This window comes from Tenacibaculum ascidiaceicola (genome assembly GCF_047470925.1).
GTDB classification, from domain to species: Bacteria; Bacteroidota; Bacteroidia; order Flavobacteriales; family Flavobacteriaceae; genus Polaribacter; species Polaribacter discolor.
In genome coordinates, this window is record NZ_JAZKJP010000004.1 from 458,762 (window position 1) to 480,763 (window position 22,002).

At 31.7% G+C, this 22,002-nt stretch carries 24 protein-coding genes; 18 read left to right on the top strand and 6 right to left on the bottom strand.

Translation table 11 applies throughout. The features are described 5' to 3' along the window. Positions 1 to 205: 205 nt before the first annotated feature. Positions 206 to 1,711 (bottom strand): hypothetical protein, encoded by a 1,506-nt coding sequence (locus VBY68_RS04040; RefSeq protein ID WP_415268958.1) that lies wholly within the window; start codon positions 1,709 to 1,711, stop codon positions 206 to 208. Positions 1,712 to 1,930: 219 nt separating this feature from the next. Here VBY68_RS04040 and VBY68_RS04045 point away from each other — a divergent pair, with 219 nt between their 5' ends. Continuing rightward, on the top strand, positions 1,931 to 2,404 hold the full coding sequence (locus tag VBY68_RS04045; protein ID WP_099214218.1) for a nucleoside deaminase: 474 nt from the start codon (positions 1,931 to 1,933) through the stop codon (positions 2,402 to 2,404). A gap of 88 nt (positions 2,405 to 2,492) precedes the next feature. Here the strand turns inward: VBY68_RS04045 and VBY68_RS04050 are convergent, their stop codons facing one another. Then, positions 2,493 to 2,702: an SHOCT domain-containing protein gene (locus VBY68_RS04050; RefSeq protein ID WP_099214217.1), complete on the bottom strand. Its 210-nt coding sequence runs from the start codon at positions 2,700 to 2,702 to the stop codon at positions 2,493 to 2,495. Positions 2,703 to 2,841: 139 nt separating this feature from the next. Here VBY68_RS04050 and VBY68_RS04055 point away from each other — a divergent pair, with 139 nt between their 5' ends. The 10 genes from VBY68_RS04055 (at position 2,842) to VBY68_RS04100 (ending at position 10,535) form a co-directional block, all read left to right on the top strand. Continuing rightward, positions 2,842 to 3,834 (top strand): dienelactone hydrolase family protein, encoded by a 993-nt coding sequence (locus tag VBY68_RS04055; RefSeq protein ID WP_415268959.1) that lies wholly within the window; start codon positions 2,842 to 2,844, stop codon positions 3,832 to 3,834. 168 nt (positions 3,835 to 4,002) lie between these two features. Next, on the top strand, positions 4,003 to 4,584 hold the full coding sequence (locus VBY68_RS04060; RefSeq protein WP_099214215.1) for a Crp/Fnr family transcriptional regulator: 582 nt from the start codon (positions 4,003 to 4,005) through the stop codon (positions 4,582 to 4,584). Between the two features lie 66 nt (positions 4,585 to 4,650). After that, the gene (locus tag VBY68_RS04065; RefSeq protein ID WP_415268960.1) at positions 4,651 to 5,274 is read left to right on the top strand and encodes an FMN-dependent NADH-azoreductase; all 624 of its coding nucleotides are present in this window, start codon (positions 4,651 to 4,653) and stop codon (positions 5,272 to 5,274) included. A gap of 449 nt (positions 5,275 to 5,723) precedes the next feature. Continuing rightward, positions 5,724 to 5,855: a hypothetical protein gene (locus VBY68_RS04070; RefSeq protein WP_415268961.1), complete on the top strand. Its 132-nt coding sequence runs from the start codon at positions 5,724 to 5,726 to the stop codon at positions 5,853 to 5,855. Positions 5,856 to 6,091: 236 nt separating this feature from the next. Then, entirely contained in the window at positions 6,092 to 7,135 is a 1,044-nt protein-coding gene (locus VBY68_RS04075) for a helix-turn-helix domain-containing protein (RefSeq protein WP_415268962.1), read from the top strand. A gap of 75 nt (positions 7,136 to 7,210) precedes the next feature. After that, positions 7,211 to 7,960 carry a type 1 glutamine amidotransferase domain-containing protein gene (locus VBY68_RS04080; RefSeq protein WP_415268963.1) on the top strand — a complete coding sequence of 250 codons (750 nt, stop codon included), beginning with the start codon at positions 7,211 to 7,213 and terminating at the stop codon, positions 7,958 to 7,960. A gap of 58 nt (positions 7,961 to 8,018) precedes the next feature. Then, positions 8,019 to 8,447, top strand: a complete 429-nt coding sequence (locus VBY68_RS04085) for a nuclear transport factor 2 family protein (RefSeq protein ID WP_415268964.1) — start codon at positions 8,019 to 8,021, stop codon at positions 8,445 to 8,447. Positions 8,448 to 8,515: 68 nt separating this feature from the next. Further along, a complete protein-coding gene (locus VBY68_RS04090) occupies positions 8,516 to 8,926 on the top strand; it encodes a nuclear transport factor 2 family protein (protein WP_415268965.1) in 411 nt (136 codons plus the stop codon). A 57-nt stretch (positions 8,927 to 8,983) separates the two neighbouring features. Continuing rightward, a complete protein-coding gene (locus VBY68_RS04095) occupies positions 8,984 to 10,096 on the top strand; it encodes a serine hydrolase domain-containing protein (RefSeq protein WP_415268966.1) in 1,113 nt (370 codons plus the stop codon). Positions 10,097 to 10,184: 88 nt separating this feature from the next. Further along, positions 10,185 to 10,535 (top strand): hypothetical protein, encoded by a 351-nt coding sequence (locus VBY68_RS04100; RefSeq protein ID WP_415268967.1) that lies wholly within the window; start codon positions 10,185 to 10,187, stop codon positions 10,533 to 10,535. Between the two features lie 93 nt (positions 10,536 to 10,628). Here the strand turns inward: VBY68_RS04100 and VBY68_RS04105 are convergent, their stop codons facing one another. Then, complete coding sequence (locus VBY68_RS04105) at positions 10,629 to 12,035, bottom strand: glycosyl hydrolase family 18 protein (protein WP_415268968.1); 1,407 nt, start codon at positions 12,033 to 12,035, stop codon at positions 10,629 to 10,631. 608 nt (positions 12,036 to 12,643) lie between these two features. Between VBY68_RS04105 and VBY68_RS04110 the strand changes: the two genes are divergently transcribed. From VBY68_RS04110 to VBY68_RS04130, 5 genes are all read left to right on the top strand, one after another. Further along, positions 12,644 to 13,165 (top strand): hypothetical protein, encoded by a 522-nt coding sequence (locus VBY68_RS04110; protein WP_415268969.1) that lies wholly within the window; start codon positions 12,644 to 12,646, stop codon positions 13,163 to 13,165. A 170-nt stretch (positions 13,166 to 13,335) separates the two neighbouring features. Further along, positions 13,336 to 14,412 (top strand): toxin-antitoxin system YwqK family antitoxin, encoded by a 1,077-nt coding sequence (locus tag VBY68_RS04115; protein ID WP_415268970.1) that lies wholly within the window; start codon positions 13,336 to 13,338, stop codon positions 14,410 to 14,412. A 299-nt stretch (positions 14,413 to 14,711) separates the two neighbouring features. Next, on the top strand, positions 14,712 to 15,140 hold the full coding sequence (locus VBY68_RS04120; RefSeq protein WP_415268971.1) for a hypothetical protein: 429 nt from the start codon (positions 14,712 to 14,714) through the stop codon (positions 15,138 to 15,140). Between the two features lie 149 nt (positions 15,141 to 15,289). Then, the gene (locus VBY68_RS04125) at positions 15,290 to 15,853 is read left to right on the top strand and encodes a Crp/Fnr family transcriptional regulator (RefSeq protein ID WP_099214206.1); all 564 of its coding nucleotides are present in this window, start codon (positions 15,290 to 15,292) and stop codon (positions 15,851 to 15,853) included. Between the two features lie 71 nt (positions 15,854 to 15,924). Continuing rightward, the gene (locus VBY68_RS04130; RefSeq protein WP_415268972.1) at positions 15,925 to 16,935 is read left to right on the top strand and encodes an N-acyl homoserine lactonase family protein; all 1,011 of its coding nucleotides are present in this window, start codon (positions 15,925 to 15,927) and stop codon (positions 16,933 to 16,935) included. Here the strand turns inward: VBY68_RS04130 and VBY68_RS04135 are convergent. Beyond that, positions 16,915 to 17,343, bottom strand: a complete 429-nt coding sequence (locus VBY68_RS04135; protein WP_415268973.1) for a DUF3995 domain-containing protein — start codon at positions 17,341 to 17,343, stop codon at positions 16,915 to 16,917. The genes VBY68_RS04130 and VBY68_RS04135 overlap by 21 nt on opposite strands. A gap of 49 nt (positions 17,344 to 17,392) precedes the next feature. Between VBY68_RS04135 and hutI the strand changes: the two genes are divergently transcribed. Both hutI and VBY68_RS04145 read left to right on the top strand, forming a co-directional pair. Beyond that, the gene (gene hutI / locus VBY68_RS04140; protein ID WP_415268974.1) at positions 17,393 to 18,625 is read left to right on the top strand and encodes an imidazolonepropionase; all 1,233 of its coding nucleotides are present in this window, start codon (positions 17,393 to 17,395) and stop codon (positions 18,623 to 18,625) included. Between the two features lies 1 nt (position 18,626). Beyond that, a complete protein-coding gene (locus tag VBY68_RS04145; protein ID WP_415268975.1) occupies positions 18,627 to 19,634 on the top strand; it encodes a formimidoylglutamase in 1,008 nt (335 codons plus the stop codon). 186 nt (positions 19,635 to 19,820) lie between these two features. Here the strand turns inward: VBY68_RS04145 and VBY68_RS04150 are convergent, their stop codons facing one another. Together VBY68_RS04150 and metF are read right to left on the bottom strand one after the other, a co-directional pair. Further along, complete coding sequence (locus tag VBY68_RS04150; RefSeq protein ID WP_415268976.1) at positions 19,821 to 20,609, bottom strand: PhzF family phenazine biosynthesis protein; 789 nt, start codon at positions 20,607 to 20,609, stop codon at positions 19,821 to 19,823. A gap of 248 nt (positions 20,610 to 20,857) precedes the next feature. Beyond that, on the bottom strand, positions 20,858 to 21,814 hold the full coding sequence (gene metF, locus VBY68_RS04155; protein WP_028891826.1) for a methylenetetrahydrofolate reductase [NAD(P)H]: 957 nt from the start codon (positions 21,812 to 21,814) through the stop codon (positions 20,858 to 20,860). Between the last annotated feature and the right edge of the window lie 188 nt (positions 21,815 to 22,002).

A 22,002-nucleotide genomic window follows, 5' to 3' on the forward strand; every position in this document is an offset into this window, starting at 1 on the left:
CAAGAAAAAAGACCGTTTTGCTGTTAGAGCAAAGATTTAGCTGTTTGTTTTTAGCTCCGCTACACCTTTTGGTTTTCAATCGTTACCTTCTTCAGAGTGACTATGATTTCAGATAAAACATGCCAACAACTAGTAAAAATAAAACCTCCCCAGTAACTAAAAAATAGACTGGAGAGGCTTTTTTGTAAAGTCAATCTTAAAAACTTTACTTTAAACTGTTCTTCATAAAGTCTTCTACTTCTTGTTTCGCTTTAAGAGCTTCTACTTCATTAAATGTTTTTCCTTCTCCTCTTAATAAATAAGCATTAAAAACGTGACTTATATACAATGGTGATTTCTTATTTGTTGAAAAATTTACAGCATTATGGCAACTAAAGCAATTTGCTAAATTTTCAGCATCAATGTCTTTTAAACTACTTTTAAAAGTTTGTGTATACGTTTCCATGGTAACATTAGCACAGTTTACTGATCCTCTTGCTACCGAAGTACTATCAGGTGTTGCGTTTCCAATATCCCCTCCTAAACTATTTATTTTAGCTGTTTGCTGTTCAGGAGTCATTCCATCAGTATCAATCCAAAGAGAACCATTATAAAAGTAATTTTTCCATACATCGGTTAAGTTTTCTTTTACACAAAGATTAAGATTCTCTATGTTGTTAAAGTTTACAGGTTCTGATTGGCTTGTGTTCATAAAGTTTCCTACACTATCTCTTGGAACACCATACTTAAATAAATCGTACGCTTTATATGGTAGCTTAGCACTACCACTACTCCATACAATACCGTCAATTCCCGTAGTAGTTCCTTCAGCAAATAATAATTTATTGGTAGATGAAGATGCATTATTATCTTTCCAATTATAGTTTGGTGCTAAATCGTCATGTTCAAAAGTAGCCCAAATAAATTCTGGGTGATTCTCTACAATACCTACAACGTGCATTCCTAATAAAGCTACCTCAGTATTAGTATATGTTTCTCCATCTCTACTTAAGGCTGCTACTGTTGTATAATAGTTACCTATCTCTTCTTCAGCAATAGCAGTTACTGGTGTCCATGATACTTTTAACTCTAAAGAGCCCACCGGAAAAGATGCTTGATTATCTCCACTTAAAGTTCCGCTAACTATAGAATCTCTATACTTTCTTGATGCTTCTCTCATTGTAGGACTTATATGAATTGAGTAAAATACTGTTTCTGAAACCCCTTCTTCGTTATAAGCAGGGTTTGTTTTTAAAGTTCCACCCGATCCTGCTTGAGCAGTATCTACTAAAACCAAAGCAGCTCCTTCTTTTTGTTTTACATCTTGCATATGAGCTGTAACTTGGTGCATTTTCTTTGGGTTTAAAAACAACGGTAACGTTTCTCCTACGTATAAAGGAACTTCCTTTCCCTCCTGCTTTACTGCTAGTTTTTCTATTTGATATTCTGGTTTAGTTAGCCATAAAAACTTTTGCCAAGACCATTGATGAAAAATTGCATTGGTTGTGCTCGATACATCAAACGGACTTCCTTTTCCTTCTGAAGGGGCTGGGGTTTGTGTGTGAGGGAACCAATCACTTTCACATAAACTTTGGGTTGCTGTTTTATTGTAAGCTACTTCTTCTACTGGCTCTACAGCATCGTTTTCTTTTTTCTTCTTTTTACAAGAATTAAAAAATACAACACCCATTACAAGCATTGCATTTAAAATAAGTTTGGTTGTTAATTTCATGATTGATTAGTTTTTGATAATAGTTACAAATTAGCGAATATTTTAGTAGCTTATTAAAAAAGATGGCATAAACTCTTAAATTATAGTTATAAAAAGCTGTTTTTTGATGCCAAGTGTATATACCCTTTATGCCCTTACTTTAAAAAGTGTTTTATTTCGTAAATTGAATCAAAGAAAAGGCTTAGTTTTGTAACCCTTTTTTTTATTAAAAACTAAACAATGAATACACACGAAGAATATATGAGTGAAGCTGTAAAAGCAGCTTTAAAAGGAATGCAAAATAACGAAGGAGGTCCTTTTGGTTGTATTGTAGTAAAAGATGGAGAAGTTATTGGGCGTGGTAACAACAAAGTTACCTCTACTAACGACCCTACAGCTCACGCAGAAGTAACTGCCATTCGTGATGCTTGTAAAAATATAGGTTCTTTTCAGTTAGATGGTTGTATTGTATATACTTCTTGCGAACCTTGCCCTATGTGTTTAGGAGCTATTTACTGGGCGCGTCCTGATAAAGTTTTTTACGGTAGTAACCAACAAGATGCTGCTAACATTGGTTTTGATGATGAATTTATTTATAAAGAAATTCCGTTACCGTACGAAAAGAGAAGTATTCCGTTTGAGCAAATAGGACGTGATATTGCCTTAGAGCCTTTCCAGAAATGGTCTGAGAAAGAAGATAAAATTGAGTATTAGAGTAAATAACCTCGAGATATTATACCCTTTAGCGATGCCAATAAAGTTCCCTTTGTATTTTTTACAAAGGGTTTCTTTTTTATTACACTTAAGAATCTAATACTTTTTTAGCCTCTTCATATTCTTCTTTGGTGATTTCACCTTTTGCAAAACGTCTTTTAAGTATTTCTAATGGAGATTCTTTTTTTGTTACTTGGAATAAAGAACTGTAAAACAAGAAAAAGAATACTCCTATTACTATCCAAACAATCCACCATACAAAGTGCATTCCCCAAAAATGTCCGTCGTGATAATGCATAACTATTTAGTTTTTATATTAAAACAACACTAAGTTACGGAATTATACATCTGAATACCAACTAAATACTGTTTCAAATATAAGTTTTGCAACATGTCTTTTTCTTTTCAGTCTTTAATGTAAAATTAAAAAGATTTATATGAAACTACTTACACTATTATTATCGTTATGTATTTGTTCAACATCCTATAGTCAAAGAACAAAAGACTTAAAGACTTTTAAACACCATTCTATAGTAACAAATAAAGACACCATTAACTATCATACATACGCTAAAAAAGATATTGAATCTACAAATGTTCTTCTCTTATATATTCAAGGATCAAAAGCAATGTCACTATATCAAACAATGAAAGAAAATGGAAAAACGTATGTTGGAACAACATTGCCTCTTGATTTTAACCTTTTGCCTGATAATTATTTATTTGTCGTAATATCTAAAAAGGGTTTTCCTTTCTTAACAAAAATGGATGAGGAGTTTCCTGTTCCTAAATCATATTATGAAAACCAAACATTAGCGTATCGAACTCACCAAGCTAACCTAGTAATTAACAGTATAACTAAAAAGTATCCAAATAAATTCAAAAAAGTTATTGCTCTCGGACACTCTGAAGGGAGCGATGTTGTTGCTAAATTAGGAACTGTAAATAATAGTATAACTCATTTTGGGTATTTGTCTGGTGGAGGAAACACTCAGTTTATTGACTTTATTACATTTACTAGAAAGAAATTAGCTAAAGGCTTAATTAGTGAAAAAGAAGCACAAAGAGAGATTAGTTCAATATTAGAAGATTTTAAAAAAATAATGGCAAACCCTAATGCTACCGATAAATATTGGGCTGGTAAAAACAATAGTTATAAAAGATGGAGTTCTTTTTCTGAGCCACCAATTAACAATTTATTAAAAATTTCAAAGCCTCTATTTGTAGCTATTGGAACAAAAGATCAGGCTGTAGCTCCTGAGTCCGCTTACCTAATTCCAATAGAGTTTATTAGGAAACAGAAAAACAATTTAACATTCAAGGCTTATTCAGGTTTAGACCATGGTTTTGGAAAAGAACTAGAGAATGGAAAATATGAAAAGTATTGGAACGTTGTTTTTAAAGATTTTTTGAACTGGGTAAATCAATAATAAAAGAATATAAAACAGCTTTAAAACCTAGTATATTTTATTTTAACCTATACTAACAAAGAGCTTATAAAAAGCTTACCTTTTGTGGGTGATAAGTTTTCAGCTTTCGGGTTAAGAATAATAGCTTATCCAAAATAAAAAAAGAATAATATACTAGCAACAGCTTAAATGAAAAATCCACTAATTACATCAATTTCAAAATATATTAAGTTAACTTCTGAGGAAGAAAATATAATTAAAAGTTTTTGGACTGAAAAAACTCTTAAAAAAGGAGAATCTCTTTTAAGAAATGGTGATGTGTGTAGAACAGATAATTTTGTAATTAATGGAACTCTTAAAGCCTTTTATATAAATTCTGAAACTGGTGCTGAAGAAGTTTTATATTTTGCCATAGAAAATTGGTGGGCTACAGATATTGATAGCTTTCAAAAGCAACAACCTTCTATTTATAATATTCAAGCAATAGAAGAAACTGAATTGTTACAGATACGCTATGACTCTTTTCAAGAAATGCTAAAACAAATACCTAAGCTGGAGCGTTTTTTTAGAATTATACTCGAAAACTATCTTGGTAGCTTGCAAAGAAGAATTATTTATAACAATGTGTATGATGCAGAACAACGGTATCTTGATTTTATAAAGGACTACCCAAAAATATCAGGTAAAGTTCCTCAATACCTAATAGCCTCATACTTGGGGGTAACTGCTGAGTTTTTAAGCAGAATTCGTAAAAAACACAAGTCATCTTAAACTAGGTCAATTTTTTTCATTTCTTCTACAACGACCTTTGCCATATCATGTAAACTATATTAAGATATGAACAAGGTACTTATCATCAATGCAAGTGTAAGAAACGAAAAATCGCATAGTAGGCAATTAACCCAACTCTTTGTAAAGAATTGGCAACAAAAGCACCCTAACGATACATTTTCATACCGAGAGGTTGGGTTAAAAGAAATACCTCCCATCAATGAAAAATGGATTGCTAGTGCCTTTATTAAGCCTGAAGACAGAACAGCTGAAAATCAATTAGGAGTTAACTTGAGCAATAAGCTAATTAAAGAGTTTAAAGAACACAATGTGTATGTTCTTGGAACACCTATGTACAATTGGTCTATACCAAGCGGATTAAAAGCTTACATAGATCAGCTTATGAGAATTAATGAAACATGGAAATTCCGCTCAGGTACACCCGATGGTGATTATGTTGGCTTACTGAAAAACAAAAAAATGTTTATTCTATCTAGCCGAGGAGATACTGGTTACGGTGAAAATGAAAAAAACGAGCACATGAACTTCCAAACTACTTATTTAAAGTTTGTTTTTGGAATTATGGGAATTAAAGATGTTTCTATAATTTCTTTAGATAATGAGGAGTTTGGAGGGGTTATTTTTGAAAACTCTAAAAAGAAGATATATCAAGAAATTGGGGAAATTTAAAATACATCCTCTACAAACGAACGCTGTTAATACTTGTGTTAACAGCGTTTTTTAATGTCTTCTTTACATAACACAGCACCTAACAAACATTTTTCTACACACGCACCTATTCTTTATCTTTTTTATTGTTTGGTGTTACTCCCCTTAGGCAGTGAATGACACTCCCCTTAGGCAAGGAGTGTCGTCCCGATTAGGCTTCGTGCGTTGACCCAACAAAAAGTTACACTTTTTTATCTTCCTTTTTTTATATTTGGCAGAGTGAAATTGCTATGCCCTCTAATTATTCTACTATTTAAGGCTGTAATATGGTTTTACACTGTATATAAATAAGTTAACATATATTAAAAAAATGAAAACACAATTTAACATCATTTGTTTTTTATTCATTTCGTCCTGCATTTTTGGACAAAGAAATTAAAACCATTGGACAGAAAAATATGGAATTACAAATGAGTAAATATAAAGCGAACAGTCAACCTCTTTTTATTTTACTTGATTTAGACGGTAATGAAATTTCGAGAATTGGATATACACGAGATATAAATGAATTCAGTAATTTCGTAAAACAAACCGAGGAATAACGTGTGGTAACAATGGCTATAATTAGTACGGACTTTGATGCTAAACCCAAAGTGGAGTGTTTTTTAACCAAGTCCGCCAAATCTTTTGATTTGGCTTTAGAACAAAAAAGATAAAATAAAATAAAAAGTTTTGGCTAAGTGCTTAATCGGAAATTCAGTAATTTTAATTCCCGTACTAACCATAGCCGAGACGTTGCCACCAATTTTGACCTAATTCGAGAACCAAATCTAAATACATGAATTTTGATAATCAAATAATCTTTTTCTTTAGTGCTTTGGGAGCTTTTAATGGCTTTTTACTTTCGTTATATTTTGCCTTGATTGCAAAAAAGAGAAAGTTTTCAAATTACTTTTTGGCTTTGTTGCTTTTAATGCTAAGTATCCGAATTATTAAATCAGTTTTTTTCTATTTTAATCCAGACTTATCAAACATTTTTATTCAAATAGGACTTTCTGCCTGTATTTTAATTGGACCATTCTTATTTCTATATTTAAAAACTCATTCTTACAAGAATAAAGTAAATTGGAAAATACATATCATATCTTTTTTGATTGGAATATCAATCCTAGGATTTTTTTACCCTTATACAGAACATCGAACCATTTGGAGTAAATGGATTGTTAAAGGTATTTACATTCAATGGCTTATCTATATTTTACTTTCTTTTAAATTTATTAAACCTATTAATGAAAAAATCAAAACTAAAGAACGATTAAAAAACATTGACATTTGGCTGTTGAGCATCTATTTTGGTATTGCTTTTATTTGGTTAGCTTACAGCATTGGAGCCTATATGTCTTATATCGTAGGAGCATTATCATTTTCATTTGTACTTTATCTAATTGTTTTGTTAATCATTTTCAAAAACAATAAAGCTACTACATTTTTTGAAGAAAAGGAAAAATATCAAAACAAGGAAATTGAGGAAGGAATATTGGAAAATGTAAAAAACGGATTGCTAAAAGTTGTAGATAATGAACTATTTCTTGACCCAAACATTACGCTTCAGAAAATCGCAAAAGAATTGGGTGTGCCAAAACATACTTTGTCGCAATACTTGAATGAAGAACAAGGAAAATCTTTTTCAACTTTTATAAACAAATTAAGGGTAGAAAAAGCCAAAGAGTTTTTGCAAACAAAAACAAACTTCACAATTGAAAGCATTGGCTACGAAAGCGGCTTCAACTCAAAATCAACCTTCTTTACAGCTTTTAAAAAATTTACTGGACAAACCCCTTCCGAATACAAAAAAAGCATCGGTTTCAGTTCGGATTTATAAATCCGGACTACTGTTTTATCATTTCATATTCACTTCAGGAATTGGTTTTGCATATTTGCTTCAAATATCAAAAAAATGCAAAAACTTATATCACGATTTTTAATAGTTTTCCTATTGGTAAGCTGTTCTAAAAAAGAAATCAAAGAGAAGATTTTAATCGTAACCTCAAATCAACACACCTATGGAAATACCAAAATCAACGCTTCCAACCATTTTGCCGAAATTGTTCTAGCCTATGATGAATTTATTAATGCTGGATATGATGTCGATTTTGTAAGCCCAAAAGGCGGTAAAATTTGGGTTGGCTATATAGATAATACTAATGCAACTCAAAAAAGATACTTAGATGATGAAGCGTTTATGAGTCGCTTAACAACTACAATGTCGCCAAATGAGGTAAACACATCAGAATACATCGCTGTATATTACGGAGGTGGTGGTGCGGCCATGTTTGGTGTACCAGAAAATAAAGGAATTCAAGATATTTCTATGGCAGTTTATGAAGAAAACAATGGTGTCATTTCTGCTATTTGCCACGGAAGTGCCAGCTTAGCCTATTTAAAGACCAAAGATGGAAAGTACCTCGTTGAAGGGAAAAAAGTAAACGGCTTTCCAGATGCCTTTGAACTTATGGATGCGGAATACTATGCCACATTTCCATTTTCAATACAGCAAAAATTAATAGCTAATGGAGGGCAGTTTGAATATTCTAAAGAAGGTTGGGATGATTTCTCAATTGCGGATGGTCGTTTAATTACAGGACAAGACCCAACGGCAGCTAGAAGCGTTGCAAGAAAGGTAATTGCAGTAATTAAACAATTATAATATATTCAAAACACCTTAAGATTCACATCATAAATAATTATTAAAACACTAATCAAAAATGAAAAAATTAATTAAAGGGTTATTACCTACCCTAGTTTTGACACTACTTACTACTTACTCTTACTCACAAAAAACAGACTTTTCAGACCGTCAAGCTATTATTGAAACAATAGAGAATTTTTTTATTGGCGATCACACCGCAAGTATTGAGCATAAAAAGCTTTCTATGCACAAAAAAGGTGCTTACAGGTACATAAAAAGTGACGGAACTTATGATGAGTTTATTTTTGATCTAAATTCAGCTGAAGCAGACACTAGATATAAAGAGGAAATATTGAGTATTGAAATATATGGAAGGCTTGCATTGGTTAGAGCACGATTAGCAACAAATAACGGTAAAGCCCATTACAAGTTGTTTACACTACATCAGGCTGATGGGAAATGGAAAATAACAACAATTACATGGGGTTCTGAAATTAAGCTGTAAGCCCTTTTTAGCAACAATTTTTAAAAGCCAAACAAAAGCTAAACAATATGAAAACAAAAAAATATCTAATGCTCACAATTGCATTTTTAGCAGTGCAAATAACTAATGCACAAACTGATTTAGAGTTAATTACTACAACATTAAACGATTATATAGAAGGCACAGCAAATGGTAAACCCGATAAATTAAAAAAGGCTTTTCATCCAGATTTTAATTTATACACAATAACAAGTGATAGTTTGTGGATTCGGTCAGGTAGAGAGTACATTTCTAATGTAAAAAAAGGCGAAAAAAATAATCGCATAGGACGAATCATATCTATAGACTATGAAAAAGATACAGCCATTGCCAAGGCTGAAATAATCATTCCAAATTGGCGAATTTTTACTGACTATTTTCTTTTACTTAAATATGAAGGAGCTTGGAAAATTGTACATAAAAGTTACACTTGGAAAGAATATCCGAAAAGTGAAAATTAATTTTAAAAAAATGAAAACTCTTAGGCTATTAAATAAAAAGTTACCAAAAATTCTATTATGCCTTTTATTGGAATATACTGCACAAGTTGTGGTAACTTAACAACAAAAAAGGCAACCAAGACTAACAATCCAATAAACCAAATAATAGAAAAAAATGCGAACTCATTAATCTCTGAACCATTAATAAATGCTATCTCTATTGGTGTTTACAAAGATGGAAAAACTTATACAGGTCATTTTGGAGAATTAGATAAAGGGAAAGGAAATAAACCTACGAACGAAACAATTTATGAAATTGCGTCTGTTAGTAAATCCTTTACAGGAACATTAGTCGCTCAAGCAGTTCTGGATAAAAAGTTGAATCTAGAAGATGATATAAGGATGTATTTGAGTGGCAATTATTCTAATTTAGAATACCAAAATAATCCGATAAGAATAAGACACTTAATAACGCATACTGCAGGATTACCTAGATTTTTACCTCCTAGAGTTAATTCTCTGTTTGATAATATTGATGAAAACTTACCATTTCGAATTTATGATATCAATAAGGATTATGACAAAACTCAATTCCTAACTGATTTACAGTCTATCTCTATTAATACCTTACCTGGGACTACATATGAATACTCAAATGCTGACACAGAGCTAATGGCTTATATTTTGGAAAATATTTATCAATCAACTTTTGACCAACTATTACAGAAATACATTTGTAAAAAAACAGAAATGAAGAATACAAAAGTTCATTTATCAAAAGAAGAGTTAAGTAGATTGGCTAATGGATATGGAGCGATAGGTAACAATGTTCCCCATTTTTCAAATACATTATGGGGAGCAGGAGGAGGAATGAAATCGACTACTTCTGACTTGATAAACTATATGAAATTCCAGCTCGATATCAATAATCAACCGGCACAAGAATCACATAAATTGCTTTATTCTAACAATGATATCCAAACGGGTTATTTATGGCCGATTGAAAATAATCCTGAAGACGGTGTTTTTTATACTATTCACGGCGGAGCATTTGGAACACAAAATTTCTTAACGATTATTCCAAAACATAAATTGGGAATCTCGATAATTACAAACCAAAGCGGACCTGAAACACATAGGCAATTACTAAATACATTGAATAATTTACTATCTGAATTAAGAGAAAAATAACTAGTGGCGACACCGTATATAAAAACGTGGAGTAATATTTAAACTCACTCAAACATATATGAAATAAAGTATCAAAAAAAGGGATAAAATGAGAATAACAAACTCATTACTAATCGCATTCTTCTCTTTAAGTTTATTAAGTTGTAATTCAAAGAAACAATTAGAAAACAAATGGGATAAGCTTACTAATGCCAATAGTGAACAAGTTGAAATTAAAAGAATAGAACAACTGAGTGATTTTATTTCAGAAATAGATAGTCATTTTAAAATGAATGGAATTACTCAAAGTAAAGACACTTTAAACCTATTAACACAAAGGAAGGATTCTGTAAAAATAGACCATGTAAATCTTATAATTTACTGGAAAGAAAACAGTTTTCATGCAAAAAACTGGAAGCCTATAAATCAAAACAATATTTACTTGTTTTTTAGAGAGTAAACTGTATTAATAAAGGTTATGTGCCACTTTAATGACACATAGCCTATGTTATTATAAAAGTATCTTATATACTCTTTTCTATTATACTAAAACTTAAAGAGAAAGTGTCTTTTCGTTTAATTTCTGAGCTACAAAAGGCTTAGCAAAAACAGCATTTAAACTAGCAATAATTTCTGTATGACTACCATTAGCTAACGGAACGCTTACAGTAGCACCTTTAAATGCTACTAAACTTTGTCCTGCCTCAGCAGACTGTTTAAAAGGTGTTTGCATCGCTGAACCATTCATAGTTCCGAAAGGACCATAAGAAGCTCCACTTTTACCTGTTAAAGTTATTTGTAATACACATCTCCAACCATACCACACACCTGTATAACCAGAAACAGCTACGATTGGATCGTTTAACGGAATATCTATCGTTTTAGCTACTCCACTATTTCCTCCATGCTGTAGCAAAGTAAACACACCTTTATTATTACCTTGAGTACCCGTATTATAAGGTCCAGTTCCTGTATTTACCGTTTGGATAGCATCAAGTACATCACCCGAACGAATCGTCATTTGAGTAATGTTTGGATTCCCAGCCGCTCCAACTATCTGGGTATCATCAAAGGTATTACTTGGTAATGGATTTGCTAACTGATTAAGAATCATAAATTGGGCTTGCTCAAACTGGAAGTTTCCTGAGTTAAAACGCCACATAAAAATATCTTGATAATCATAAGTAGCACCTTTATTAGTAAATCCTTCAGAAACTCTATTCCAAACTTGTTGAGCACTAGAGTTTGGTGCTGCATTCCCTGGTTCAAATTGCGCTCCATAACCAATTTTCTTTGGTGATATCCCTGCATTTATAAAGCTAGATAACGGTGTACCATCATAAAACTGTGGTGATACAAAATCAAATGCGTTATTTACAGTTGGATAATCAATCGAGTTTGTTGGCCATGCAGGAGTGAACGACAAGTAATATTTTACTGGCTGCTTATCAAACACAGAGCGAATCGTAGAAAACAAGATTTTAAATTGAGATTGAGTCATACGTGTAGACACATTACCTTCCCAGTCAATGTCTAATCCATTCATTCCATTCTCTTTTAAATAAGCTACCAGATTATTAGCAAAATTAGTTGCTTCTTCTTGTTCGTTTCCACCAGGAGAAAAAATAGACGCCAGTGTGTTATCTCCCGAATAAACCATCGTTGCTAAAAACTTAATATTCGGATTCACTTGGCGAGCATCTCTTAATACATAGTTTAAATAATCTTGATTCGTAAGCCCACCCGGGTGTGATGAGTCTCCCATTTTAATGGTTGAACCTTTGGTGGCTGGAACTACCTCAAAAAAGGCTATTCCAAGTGATGTTACACTATTGTATACTTTGTGTTTAATAAGCGATTGAAAACAACTATCAGGACTTTTGTAGTTTGTCTTTGGTGGTTCATCTTCATTTAAAAAGATCCAAGCATTAATACCGTAGGGGAATTGAGAATTTTTCATAATATATTGTATTTAATGTTTACTAAGTTATTTTCGACAGCAGATTAAAAACCTAATCAAATACATTATATATCTAACAAACCTTTAGGTTTTACCTGAGTACGAATGCAGCTTTTTAAAGTCCCCTACTGCACTTATTGTTTTTATTTCATATCATTTGCTATTATAAAGTTGAGAAATTAATAAGTATGTTTTAAAAAAAAGGTAGTAAACGACTGATAATCAATCACGAATACATGTTTTATATGTATAAAAGAAAAAACAAATAACTAACTGATGTACAATACCTTTAAAAGAATACGGCATACTATGCTAACAAACATTTTTCTACACACGCACCTATTTTTATCTTTTTTCTTGTTTGAAGTTACTCTCCATAGATATAAGATGTTGTACCTATAAAAGTTGTATTCTTTCTTGTGTTTATTTTTTTATATTTGGGAGAGTGAAATTGCTATGGTTTCCTTTTTTAATTTCCCTTACTAGGAACACAGCAATAAATAAAAGAACAATAAAGGTACTCTTATACTTTACTTTTTGGTTGTATAACGACGTATTTTACACATATATAAACAAGTTGTGCAACATATAAACAGACCTGATAATTAATGACAAACCGAACTTTAACTACGCTGATTTTAAGAATAGCTGGAATTTATTTATTCACTAAAATTTTTGACCATTTTGGAACTTATTTCATTTCGGTTTATGGAACAGCGACAATGGCTCGATTTGATGAATTATTAAGTGAACCAATTGACAAATTCTATTTCACAGGAACATTTTTGACAATTGCCAATATTGTTGCTTCATTATTCCTTTTCATAAAAGCGGACTGGATTTCCAAAAAACTTGTAAAAACGGAAAGTGAAATCAAAACCGAACTGAATCCAAAATCACTGACAAAAGTGATTTTATTGACAGTCGGAGTTATTTGGTTAGCGAAAATGATTTACCTATTACCTGACTTAATTGAATATTCCACAAAATTAATTTCGAGACTAAATGGTAACGAGGAAATTGAATTGCCTGATTTTGCCTTAGCCAACTACATTATAAAAGCAGTTTTGACGCTTATAATAATATTCCAAATTGAAAAAATATCGAATTGGATAATAAAGAAAATATAAAAATACGTTGCACAACAAGGTGTATAATTAATTGCGGCTGAATTTCCTCGTTGGAAATTCAATCTTATTAATTATCTTTCCGCTACAACGGAAAATGACTTGCATCCTTTTCCCACAAAAAATCATACACAAATACGTTGTATGTAATTTAACCAAAACAATCTACTAAGTTGAAAATACGACATTTACTACCTCTATTTGTAATCTTTAGTTCTTGTAAAGATGATGTTTATAATGAAAAATACAGGAATGAAAACTATGTATTCTACCAAGAAGATGACAAAGCTGGCAAATGGAAAAAAATAAATCCTAAATTAGAAATAAAACTTCCGAAATCTCATTCAACTTATTTTTTCCCTAATGGAAATAGATATGCCGAATTAGAAGTTTTGGATAGTTTTCCAAACAGGATAATAAAATACTTTAACAAACAAGACGAGCTTATAAGAACTGTTACATACAAATCTGATTCAATGGTAAATAAAGTCTTTGAAAATGGATATTATAAAGGTTATCATTCAAATCTTGGCTTATTACAATCAGAAGGTTTGATTGAAAATCATTTGTATCAAGGTAAATGGAAATTCTATCATAAGGATGGAAAAACTATTAAACAGATTGTTGAATATGTTAACGATACCTTGCATGGCATGAGAGAAGATTATTGGGAAAATGGAAACCTAAAAAGTACCGTCAATATTATCAAAGGAAAACATAACGGGGAATCACTGCATTACTACGAAAGCGGAAATCTGAAAGAAAGAAACAATCAGAAAAATGGAGTTTTTTATGGTTCAATGATAAAATACTATAAAAATAAAAATGTAGAATCTGAAAGAAAATATTGGAATGATAAGCTAATTGACAGTTGTAAAACATACTATGAAAATGGTCAGTTGAGACTACTACAGTTTTTTGATTTAGATACTATATCAATGAAAAAAAGCGGAATGCAAATTAATTACTATCCAAATGGAAAAATAGAAGCTGAACTAGTTTATGAAGAAAACATTGCTAATATAAAACGTTATTATGAAAGTGGAGAATTAGAAGAAATCTCGACTAAAAAAAACAACCAACATCATGGTCAAGTGACTGTTTATTATAAAAATGGAAATAAAAAAATTGAAGGAATAGCAAAAAACGGTTACTACGATGGAAAATTCAAGTTCTTTAATAAATCAGGCGAATTGGAAAAAACTGTGAATTATAATTTAGGTGAAGCTTTAGACTCTATAATGTATTAAAAACTACACACAACAAGGTGTATAGTTAATTGTGGCTGAATATCCTCGGCAGAAATTCAATCTTATCAATTATCTTTCCGCTACAACGGAAAATGACTTGCATCCTTTTCCCACAAAAAATCATACACAAAACCGTTACCACACATTTGAGAAATGACAACATTTTTAGTTTTAATGGCAAATGGATTCGACTACGTCCCAATCCTCAGTAATTGTAAACTTATATCACTAAACTAAAAATTAACATATATAAACCCGTAACTTACGGTCATACTAGAACATTCTAACAATTTAGAAAAATGAGAACTGAAAACATGCTTTTGATTTTAGGATTGATATTTTCAATCTTTTTAGTTACATTCCGAATTGAAAACGGGTTTGAATTTCTAAATGTTGAATTAAAATTTTCTATAATTGATATCGCGCTGAATACGTCAATGGAAACCTATCTTAACTCGGCAATTCTCGGATATTTATGTTATCTAATTTTCAGTTTTATTGTATGGAATAAGACAAATAAAAGCGGAAAGACATTGCTTATAGTTTACTCAATTTTAACTTTAATCGGAATTGGAATTGAGCTTAACCTTTTTTACGAGGGTTTTAACGGTATTTATAGCGGAAAGCATTTCCGAATTGGAATCCCTTTAGCTATAATTGGTTTCTATATTGTAAACCGAATGAATAAAACTAAATTGAATAAAAAAGCAGTTCAACAACGCGTATAATTAATTGCTTGATATAAATCTACTAAGATATTTTTTTTTTTAAACTCCTCTCCTCATCCACTTTTACTAAATTAGTTGCTCAAATACATAACTAAACACACTCTAAACTATTGGTGTTATTTAACTTTTGCTAGAATTAAACTTTAACAATGGAAACATTTATTTCATACCTAAAAAACATATCTCCACTTAAGGAAGAAAGTTCTTTAGATTTCCTCTCGAAATGCAAAACCTTTAGTTTTTCAAAAGGACACTATTTAGTTAAAGCTGGTCAAACTTCTCAATACCTCTACTTTGTAAAGTCAGGAATTGGAAAGGTTTTTTATCTTAAAGAGGATAAAGAACTCATTGATTGGATTAGTGATGAAGGTAATTTGTTGACATCAGTTACAAGTTTTCTTACACATCAGCCTAGTAAACATTTTGTCCAGCTCATGGAAGATTCTGAATTAGTTGGAATTTCGTATTCTGATTTAGAAAAATTATTTGCAAAGTATCATGACATGGAAAGACTTGGAAGGCAGTTATCTATTATGGCATTAGTTCAACTTCAAGAGCGCATAAATTCAATGCAATTCGAAAGTGCTAAAGAGAGGTACGATAATTTCTTGATACGTTTTCCGAATTGCATAAATAGAATTTCTTTAGGAGATTTAGCTTCCTATCTAGGTATGACTCAAGTTACTTTAAGTAGAGTAAGAGCTTTAAAGTAATTTTTTAACATCGGTAAAAAGAATTGAGATTTAATCCCCTCAACTTTGTGTAAAATTTAAAACAACAAATTATGCAAAGAAGAGAACTTATTAAATCAACAGGAAGTATAACTTTACTAAGTAGGATGCCTATTAGTCATTTTGCTCAAACTGATAAAAAGCTTCAATCAAAAATTAACAATACAGCTTTAACTGAAAAAATCAGCAATTTAGTAACACAAACCACCACTGTAAAGTGTAATGGTAAAGAAATTAAAGTTCATGCCATACAAACTGGTATGGTAGCTGTAAAAAGAGCTCACAGAACAAATCCAACTGCCCATTTTTTAACACCTATCAAAATCTCATTGGATAAACATTTTACAGAGTTTATGCCTATTTGGGCATGGGTAATTGAACATCCTGAAGGAAATATTGTAATTGATACTGGTGAAAATGCAAACATTATGCATCCTGATTATTTTAAGCCAGCAGGAAAAATAGTTGCTAAGTACAGTAAAAATAATTTCAAATTTAATGTTTCAAAAGAAAATGAAATTGGGGTTCAACTTCAAAAGCTAGGTATATCAAATGACAGTATAAAAAGTGTTGTATTGACCCATTTACATATTGACCATACCGACGGTATAAAAGATTTTAAAAATGTAGAAATGATTATAAACGAAGATGAATACAAAAACCCTTATGGTCATTTTCCTGAACTTATTCCTGATTGGTTTAAACCCAAAACAGTCAAATACAAAAAAGATTTTATTGAAACCTTTAATGAAGCCTATCCTTTAACAAAATCTGAAGATCTGCTACTAATACCTACCAATGGTCATACTAAAAACCATGCTTCTGTTCTATTTAAAACAGACGAATGTGATATTTTATTTGCAGGAGATGTTTGTTACAATCAAGAACAACTTATAACAAATGATTTGCCTGGAATTAATGTGAATTATAAAGAAACAAAGAACACTTATGAGAAAATAAAGACTTATGCAAAGAATAATAAATTAGTCTTTTTACCTTCCCATGACATTAATTCTGGAGTAAGGTTAATTAATAAAACTACGTTATCTCAAAAACGCCATTAACACTCCAACTACTCCTAAAAATAAACATAGTGGAGAAAAATACTTGGTATCATTTATTGCGAATTCAGTTGCTTTAACTTTCTTAAAAAAGCCTACATATTTAAAATCACCTATAGCTCTGATTATAAAAATACTGGCTACAACATAAAGCCCATAGTTTTGTAGCCATGTAGGCATTGAAGGTAACGTAAATAGTTGTGTTTTTTCTGCATACACAACCGCAAAAGCACCTACTACTATAGCTACTACAAAAGTTAGTGCTTTAGGTGGATTCATCGCTTTTTCATTTGCTGTTTTAGTAGGTATTACAGCATCTACCCATAAAGTTCCACCAAAAGCCCAATAAACGTGAATTAACGAAATAGAAAAGAGTATTAAAACACAAATCACTCCTAAAAAATGTATCATAAATTGTAGTTTTTACCGTAAGTTTGTCTAACAAATTTAAGCATTCAACATGACAACTTTATTCATAAACATCAAAGAATTAATCCAAATTAGAGAAACAAGCACTAAAAAAGTATCAGGAGCTTCGATGAACATTTTACCTACAATTAAAAATGCTTTTTTATTGGTTGAAAACGGTATTATTACTGACTATGGAAGCATGAAAAAAGTCCCTACTTCTGCTGATAAAACTGTGGATTGTACTGGTAAAATGATGTTGCCTACTTGGTGTGATTCGCATACGCATATTGTATATGCAGGCAATCGTGAGCAAGAGTTTGTAGATAGAATTAACGGATTGAGTTATGAAGAAATTGCCAATCGTGGTGGTGGTATCGTAAACTCTGCAAAGAAGTTACAAGAAACGTCAGAAGAAGAGCTATACCAACAATCTGCAAAACGATTAGAAGAAGTTATTGCATTAGGTACTGGAGCAGTTGAAATAAAATCAGGATATGGTTTAACCGTAGACGCTGAATTAAAAATGTTGCGCGTTATTAAAAAGCTACGCGAGAATTATAACATTCCTGTAAAAGCTACCTTTTTAGGAGCACATGCCTTTCCTACTGAATATAAAAACAATAAAGAAGGATACATCAATTTAATTATTGATGAAATGCTACCTAAAGTTGCCGAAGAAAACCTTGCTGATTTTGTAGATGCTTTCTGTGAAACAGGATATTTCTCGGTAGAAGATACCGACAGAATTTTAACCGCTGCTCAACAATACGGATTAACACCAAAAGTACATGTAAATCAGTTTACAACTATTGGTGGAGTTCAAGTAAGTATAAAACACAATGCCTTATCTGTAGACCATTTAGAAGTTATGAATACAGAAGATATTGAAGCATTGAAAGGAACGCAAACCATGCCTGTTGCCTTACCATCTTGCTCGTATTTTTTAAGTATTCCGTACACACCTGCACGTGATATTATGAATGCTGGGTTGCCTTTAGCCTTAGCTACCGATTACAATCCAGGGTCTACTCCATCAGGAAACATGAACTTTGTAGTAGCAACGGCTTGTATTAAAATGAAAATGACACCAGAAGAGGCTATTAATGCAGCAACAATTAACGGAGCGTATGCAATGAATTTATCTGATGAGGTTGGAAGTATTACTAAAGGAAAAAAAGCGAATTTAATCCTTACTAAAGAAATTCCTTCGTATGGATTTTTACCGTATTCCTTTGGAAGTAATTTAATAGATTCAGTATTTATTAACGGAAAAGAGGTTTAATATGCTAACAATATTCAACGAAAAAGACATACAAGAGTTTGTAACCCCACGTGAAGGTGAAATAAAATTAGGTGAGTGCGTTGCAGTTATCAACTCTAAAAAAGAGCTACAAGAGGAACTTAACAACTCAACTGCTTCTTTTGTTATTTTAGGAGTTCCCGAAGATATTGGGGTTCGTATGAATGGTGGAAATGGTGGTGCACATACTGCTTTTGTTCCTGCTTTAAAAGCATTTTTAAATACACAGCAGAATCAGTTTATTGACGGAAATAACATCCTAGTTTTAGGATATTTAGATTGTTTAGACGATGTATATAGCTTTAACGTTAACGACAGAGAGAAAGGTGATTTATTAGTAAAAGCAATTGATAAAGAACTTTCTAACCTTATCAAAGTCATTGTTAAAAGTGGTAAAACACCAATTATTATTGGTGGAGGTCATAACAACGCTTACGGAAACATTAAAGGGCTTTCTGAAGGAAAGGAACAACCTGTAAATGTGATTAATTTAGATGCGCATACCGATTTACGTCGTTTGGAGGAACGTCATAGTGGTAACGGATTCTCGTATGCGTTGCAAGAAGGTTTTATTAAGAATTACTTTATGTTTGGATTGCATGAAAACTACACGCCTCAGTATGTTTTTGAAATGATTCATGATAGTTTAAACTTAGAGTACAACACCTTTGAAGAGTTAGAAGTATATCAGTCTACTTCTTTTGATGGTGAGTTACAACGCGCTGAAAGTTTTATAGAAAATACTCCTTTCGGAATTGAAATCGATTTGGATTGTGTGCAACACTTTCCTAGTAGTGCCATGACACCTAGCGGATTTACACCACAGCAAGCACGTAGATTCACACATTATTTTGGAAAGCTACAAAATGCTTCTTATTTACACATTTGTGAAGGTGCTCCAGCAGTTGTTAAAGATGACATTGCTAACGGACAAGTAGGAAAATATATCAGCTATTTAATTTCTGATTTTATTAAGGCTAAGAGCAATTAATAATTACTTATAAGAAGATAAGTACGTCATTGCTAACAGAGTGAAGCAATCTGTAAGTCGACAAACCGATTACTTCTTGTCATTTCGAACCAAGTGAAACGAAGTGTGAGAAATCTTAAGCAAATGAGTAACTCACTTTAATGAGATTTCTCCTTCAGTTCGAAATGACAATTCTTTAAATACTAGTTATTCTATCCATAAGTTTCCTTCTGAATACGTTTTAGCTTTACCGCTAATTATGACCCTATCCTTTTTATTTTGGCACTTTAATACTCCTACTCTTTCAGAAACTTGTTTTGCATCAAGATTATCTTTATTCAATCGAGAACTCCAAAATGGCACCAATGAACAATGAGAAGAACCAGTAACAGGATCTTCTAAAATAGAGGATTGTGGTGTAAAATATCTTGATACAAAATCGGATTTATCTCCTACAGCTGTAACTACTACCCCTCCTGGATCTAAATTTATTTGATCAAAGGTCTGTCTATCTACTTTTATATTTTTTATTTCCTCTTCAGAATCATATACTAATACATAATCTCTAGATTTTAAAACCTCTTTAGGTGCTATGTTTAAAGACTTCTGAATAATTTCAGGTAACTCAGAAGCAACAGGCATTCGAGAGGGTAAATCCATAGAATAGAAATCTTTTTCAATCGTAATAGTTAAATCACCACTCAGTGTTTCGAACACTACTTCGTTATGAGGATAGTTTAAAATTGAGTGTAAACAATGAGCTGTAGCAAGTGTTGCATGCCCGCATAAATCCATTTCAATTTCTGGAGTAAACCATCTTAAATGTATTTTCTCTCCTTTATCAACAAAAAATGCTGTTTCTGCCACAGCGTTTTCTTTTGCTATTTTTAAAAGAACTTCATCTGGTAACCAATTTTGTAATGGAACAACACAAGCAGGATTCCCTCCAAAAACTTTATCTGTAAAAGCGTCTATTTGATATAATGGTAATTTCATCTTTTTCATTATTTAACACGTAAATATATTACTTTCAATTTTGTCACATAAAAGGCATAACCATATCATAATATTCTTACTCTATTGAATGAGATTCTTCTCTACCGTTTGGTATAACAAAAAGTCATTACGAGGAGGATACAACGAAGTAATCTGTTTGTCGACTTACAGATTGCTTCACTCTGTTCGCAATGACGGTTAGTGATCAACTTCCTCAAAGAATTAAACCTTTGGCTATCGCCCTGCGATTAAAAAACTGCCTCTGCAATTTGTTGAATATTGGTTGATCTTCCCATTGAGTAATAATGCAAAATAGGCACTCCTTTTTGTTGTAACTCCTTACTTTGAGCAATACACCACTCCACTCCTACTTGTCGTACCTCAGCGTTACTCTTACAATTCACAACCTCTTTTACCAACGCATCAGGTAAATCTACCTTAAAACGGTGTGGAATTAAATTCAACTGTTTTTTGGTTGAAATAGGTTTTAAACCTGGAATAATTGGAACTGTTATACCTTCCTCTCTACATTTTTCTACAAACTCAAAATACTTTTGATTATCGAAAAACATTTGTGTTACCACATAGTTTGCTCCATTTTTTATCTTCTTTTTTAAAAAGTGAATATCAGAATCTAAACTTGGTGCTTCCATGTGCTTTTCAGGATATCCTGCTACACCAATACAAAAATCAGTTTTTGATGAGTTTTGCAAATCATCATCCAAATACCTTCCTTTATTTAAGTTTTCTATTTGTGTAACTAACTCACTTGCATACGCATGTCCATCATTTTCTGGTTTAAAATAAGTTTCGCTTTTTACTGCATCACCACGCAATGCAACTACATTATCTATTCCTAAAAAATCGAGGTCTATTAAAAAGTTTTCAGTGTCTTCTTTTGTAAACCCTCCACATAAAATATGTGGAATAGCATCTACTTGGTATTTATTTTGAATAGCCGCACAAATACCAACAGTACCTGGGCGTTTTTTTACAACCTGTTTTTTTAAGAGTCCGTCTCCTAACTCTTTATACACGTATTCTTCACGATGATAGGTTACGTCTATAAAAGGAGGATTAAACTCCATTAACGGATCAATATTTTTGAATATTGATTCTATTGTATCTCCCTTTAACGGTGGAAGTATTTCAAACGAAAACAATGATGTTCCGTTAGCTTTTTCTAAATGTTCTATTACCTTCATAAGTGTATCTTATAAAGGCGTATTTAACTATACTAATGAAGCTGCAATTAATGATATTGCTGCCATTACCAGTAACTGTATTGCAAATCGAATTTCTAAATTATACTTTTTCATTTGTCTAATTTTATTGATTTTTTATACGGCAATATTACTACTGTTTTCTAGCTTTTAGTTTACCTAACTTAAAA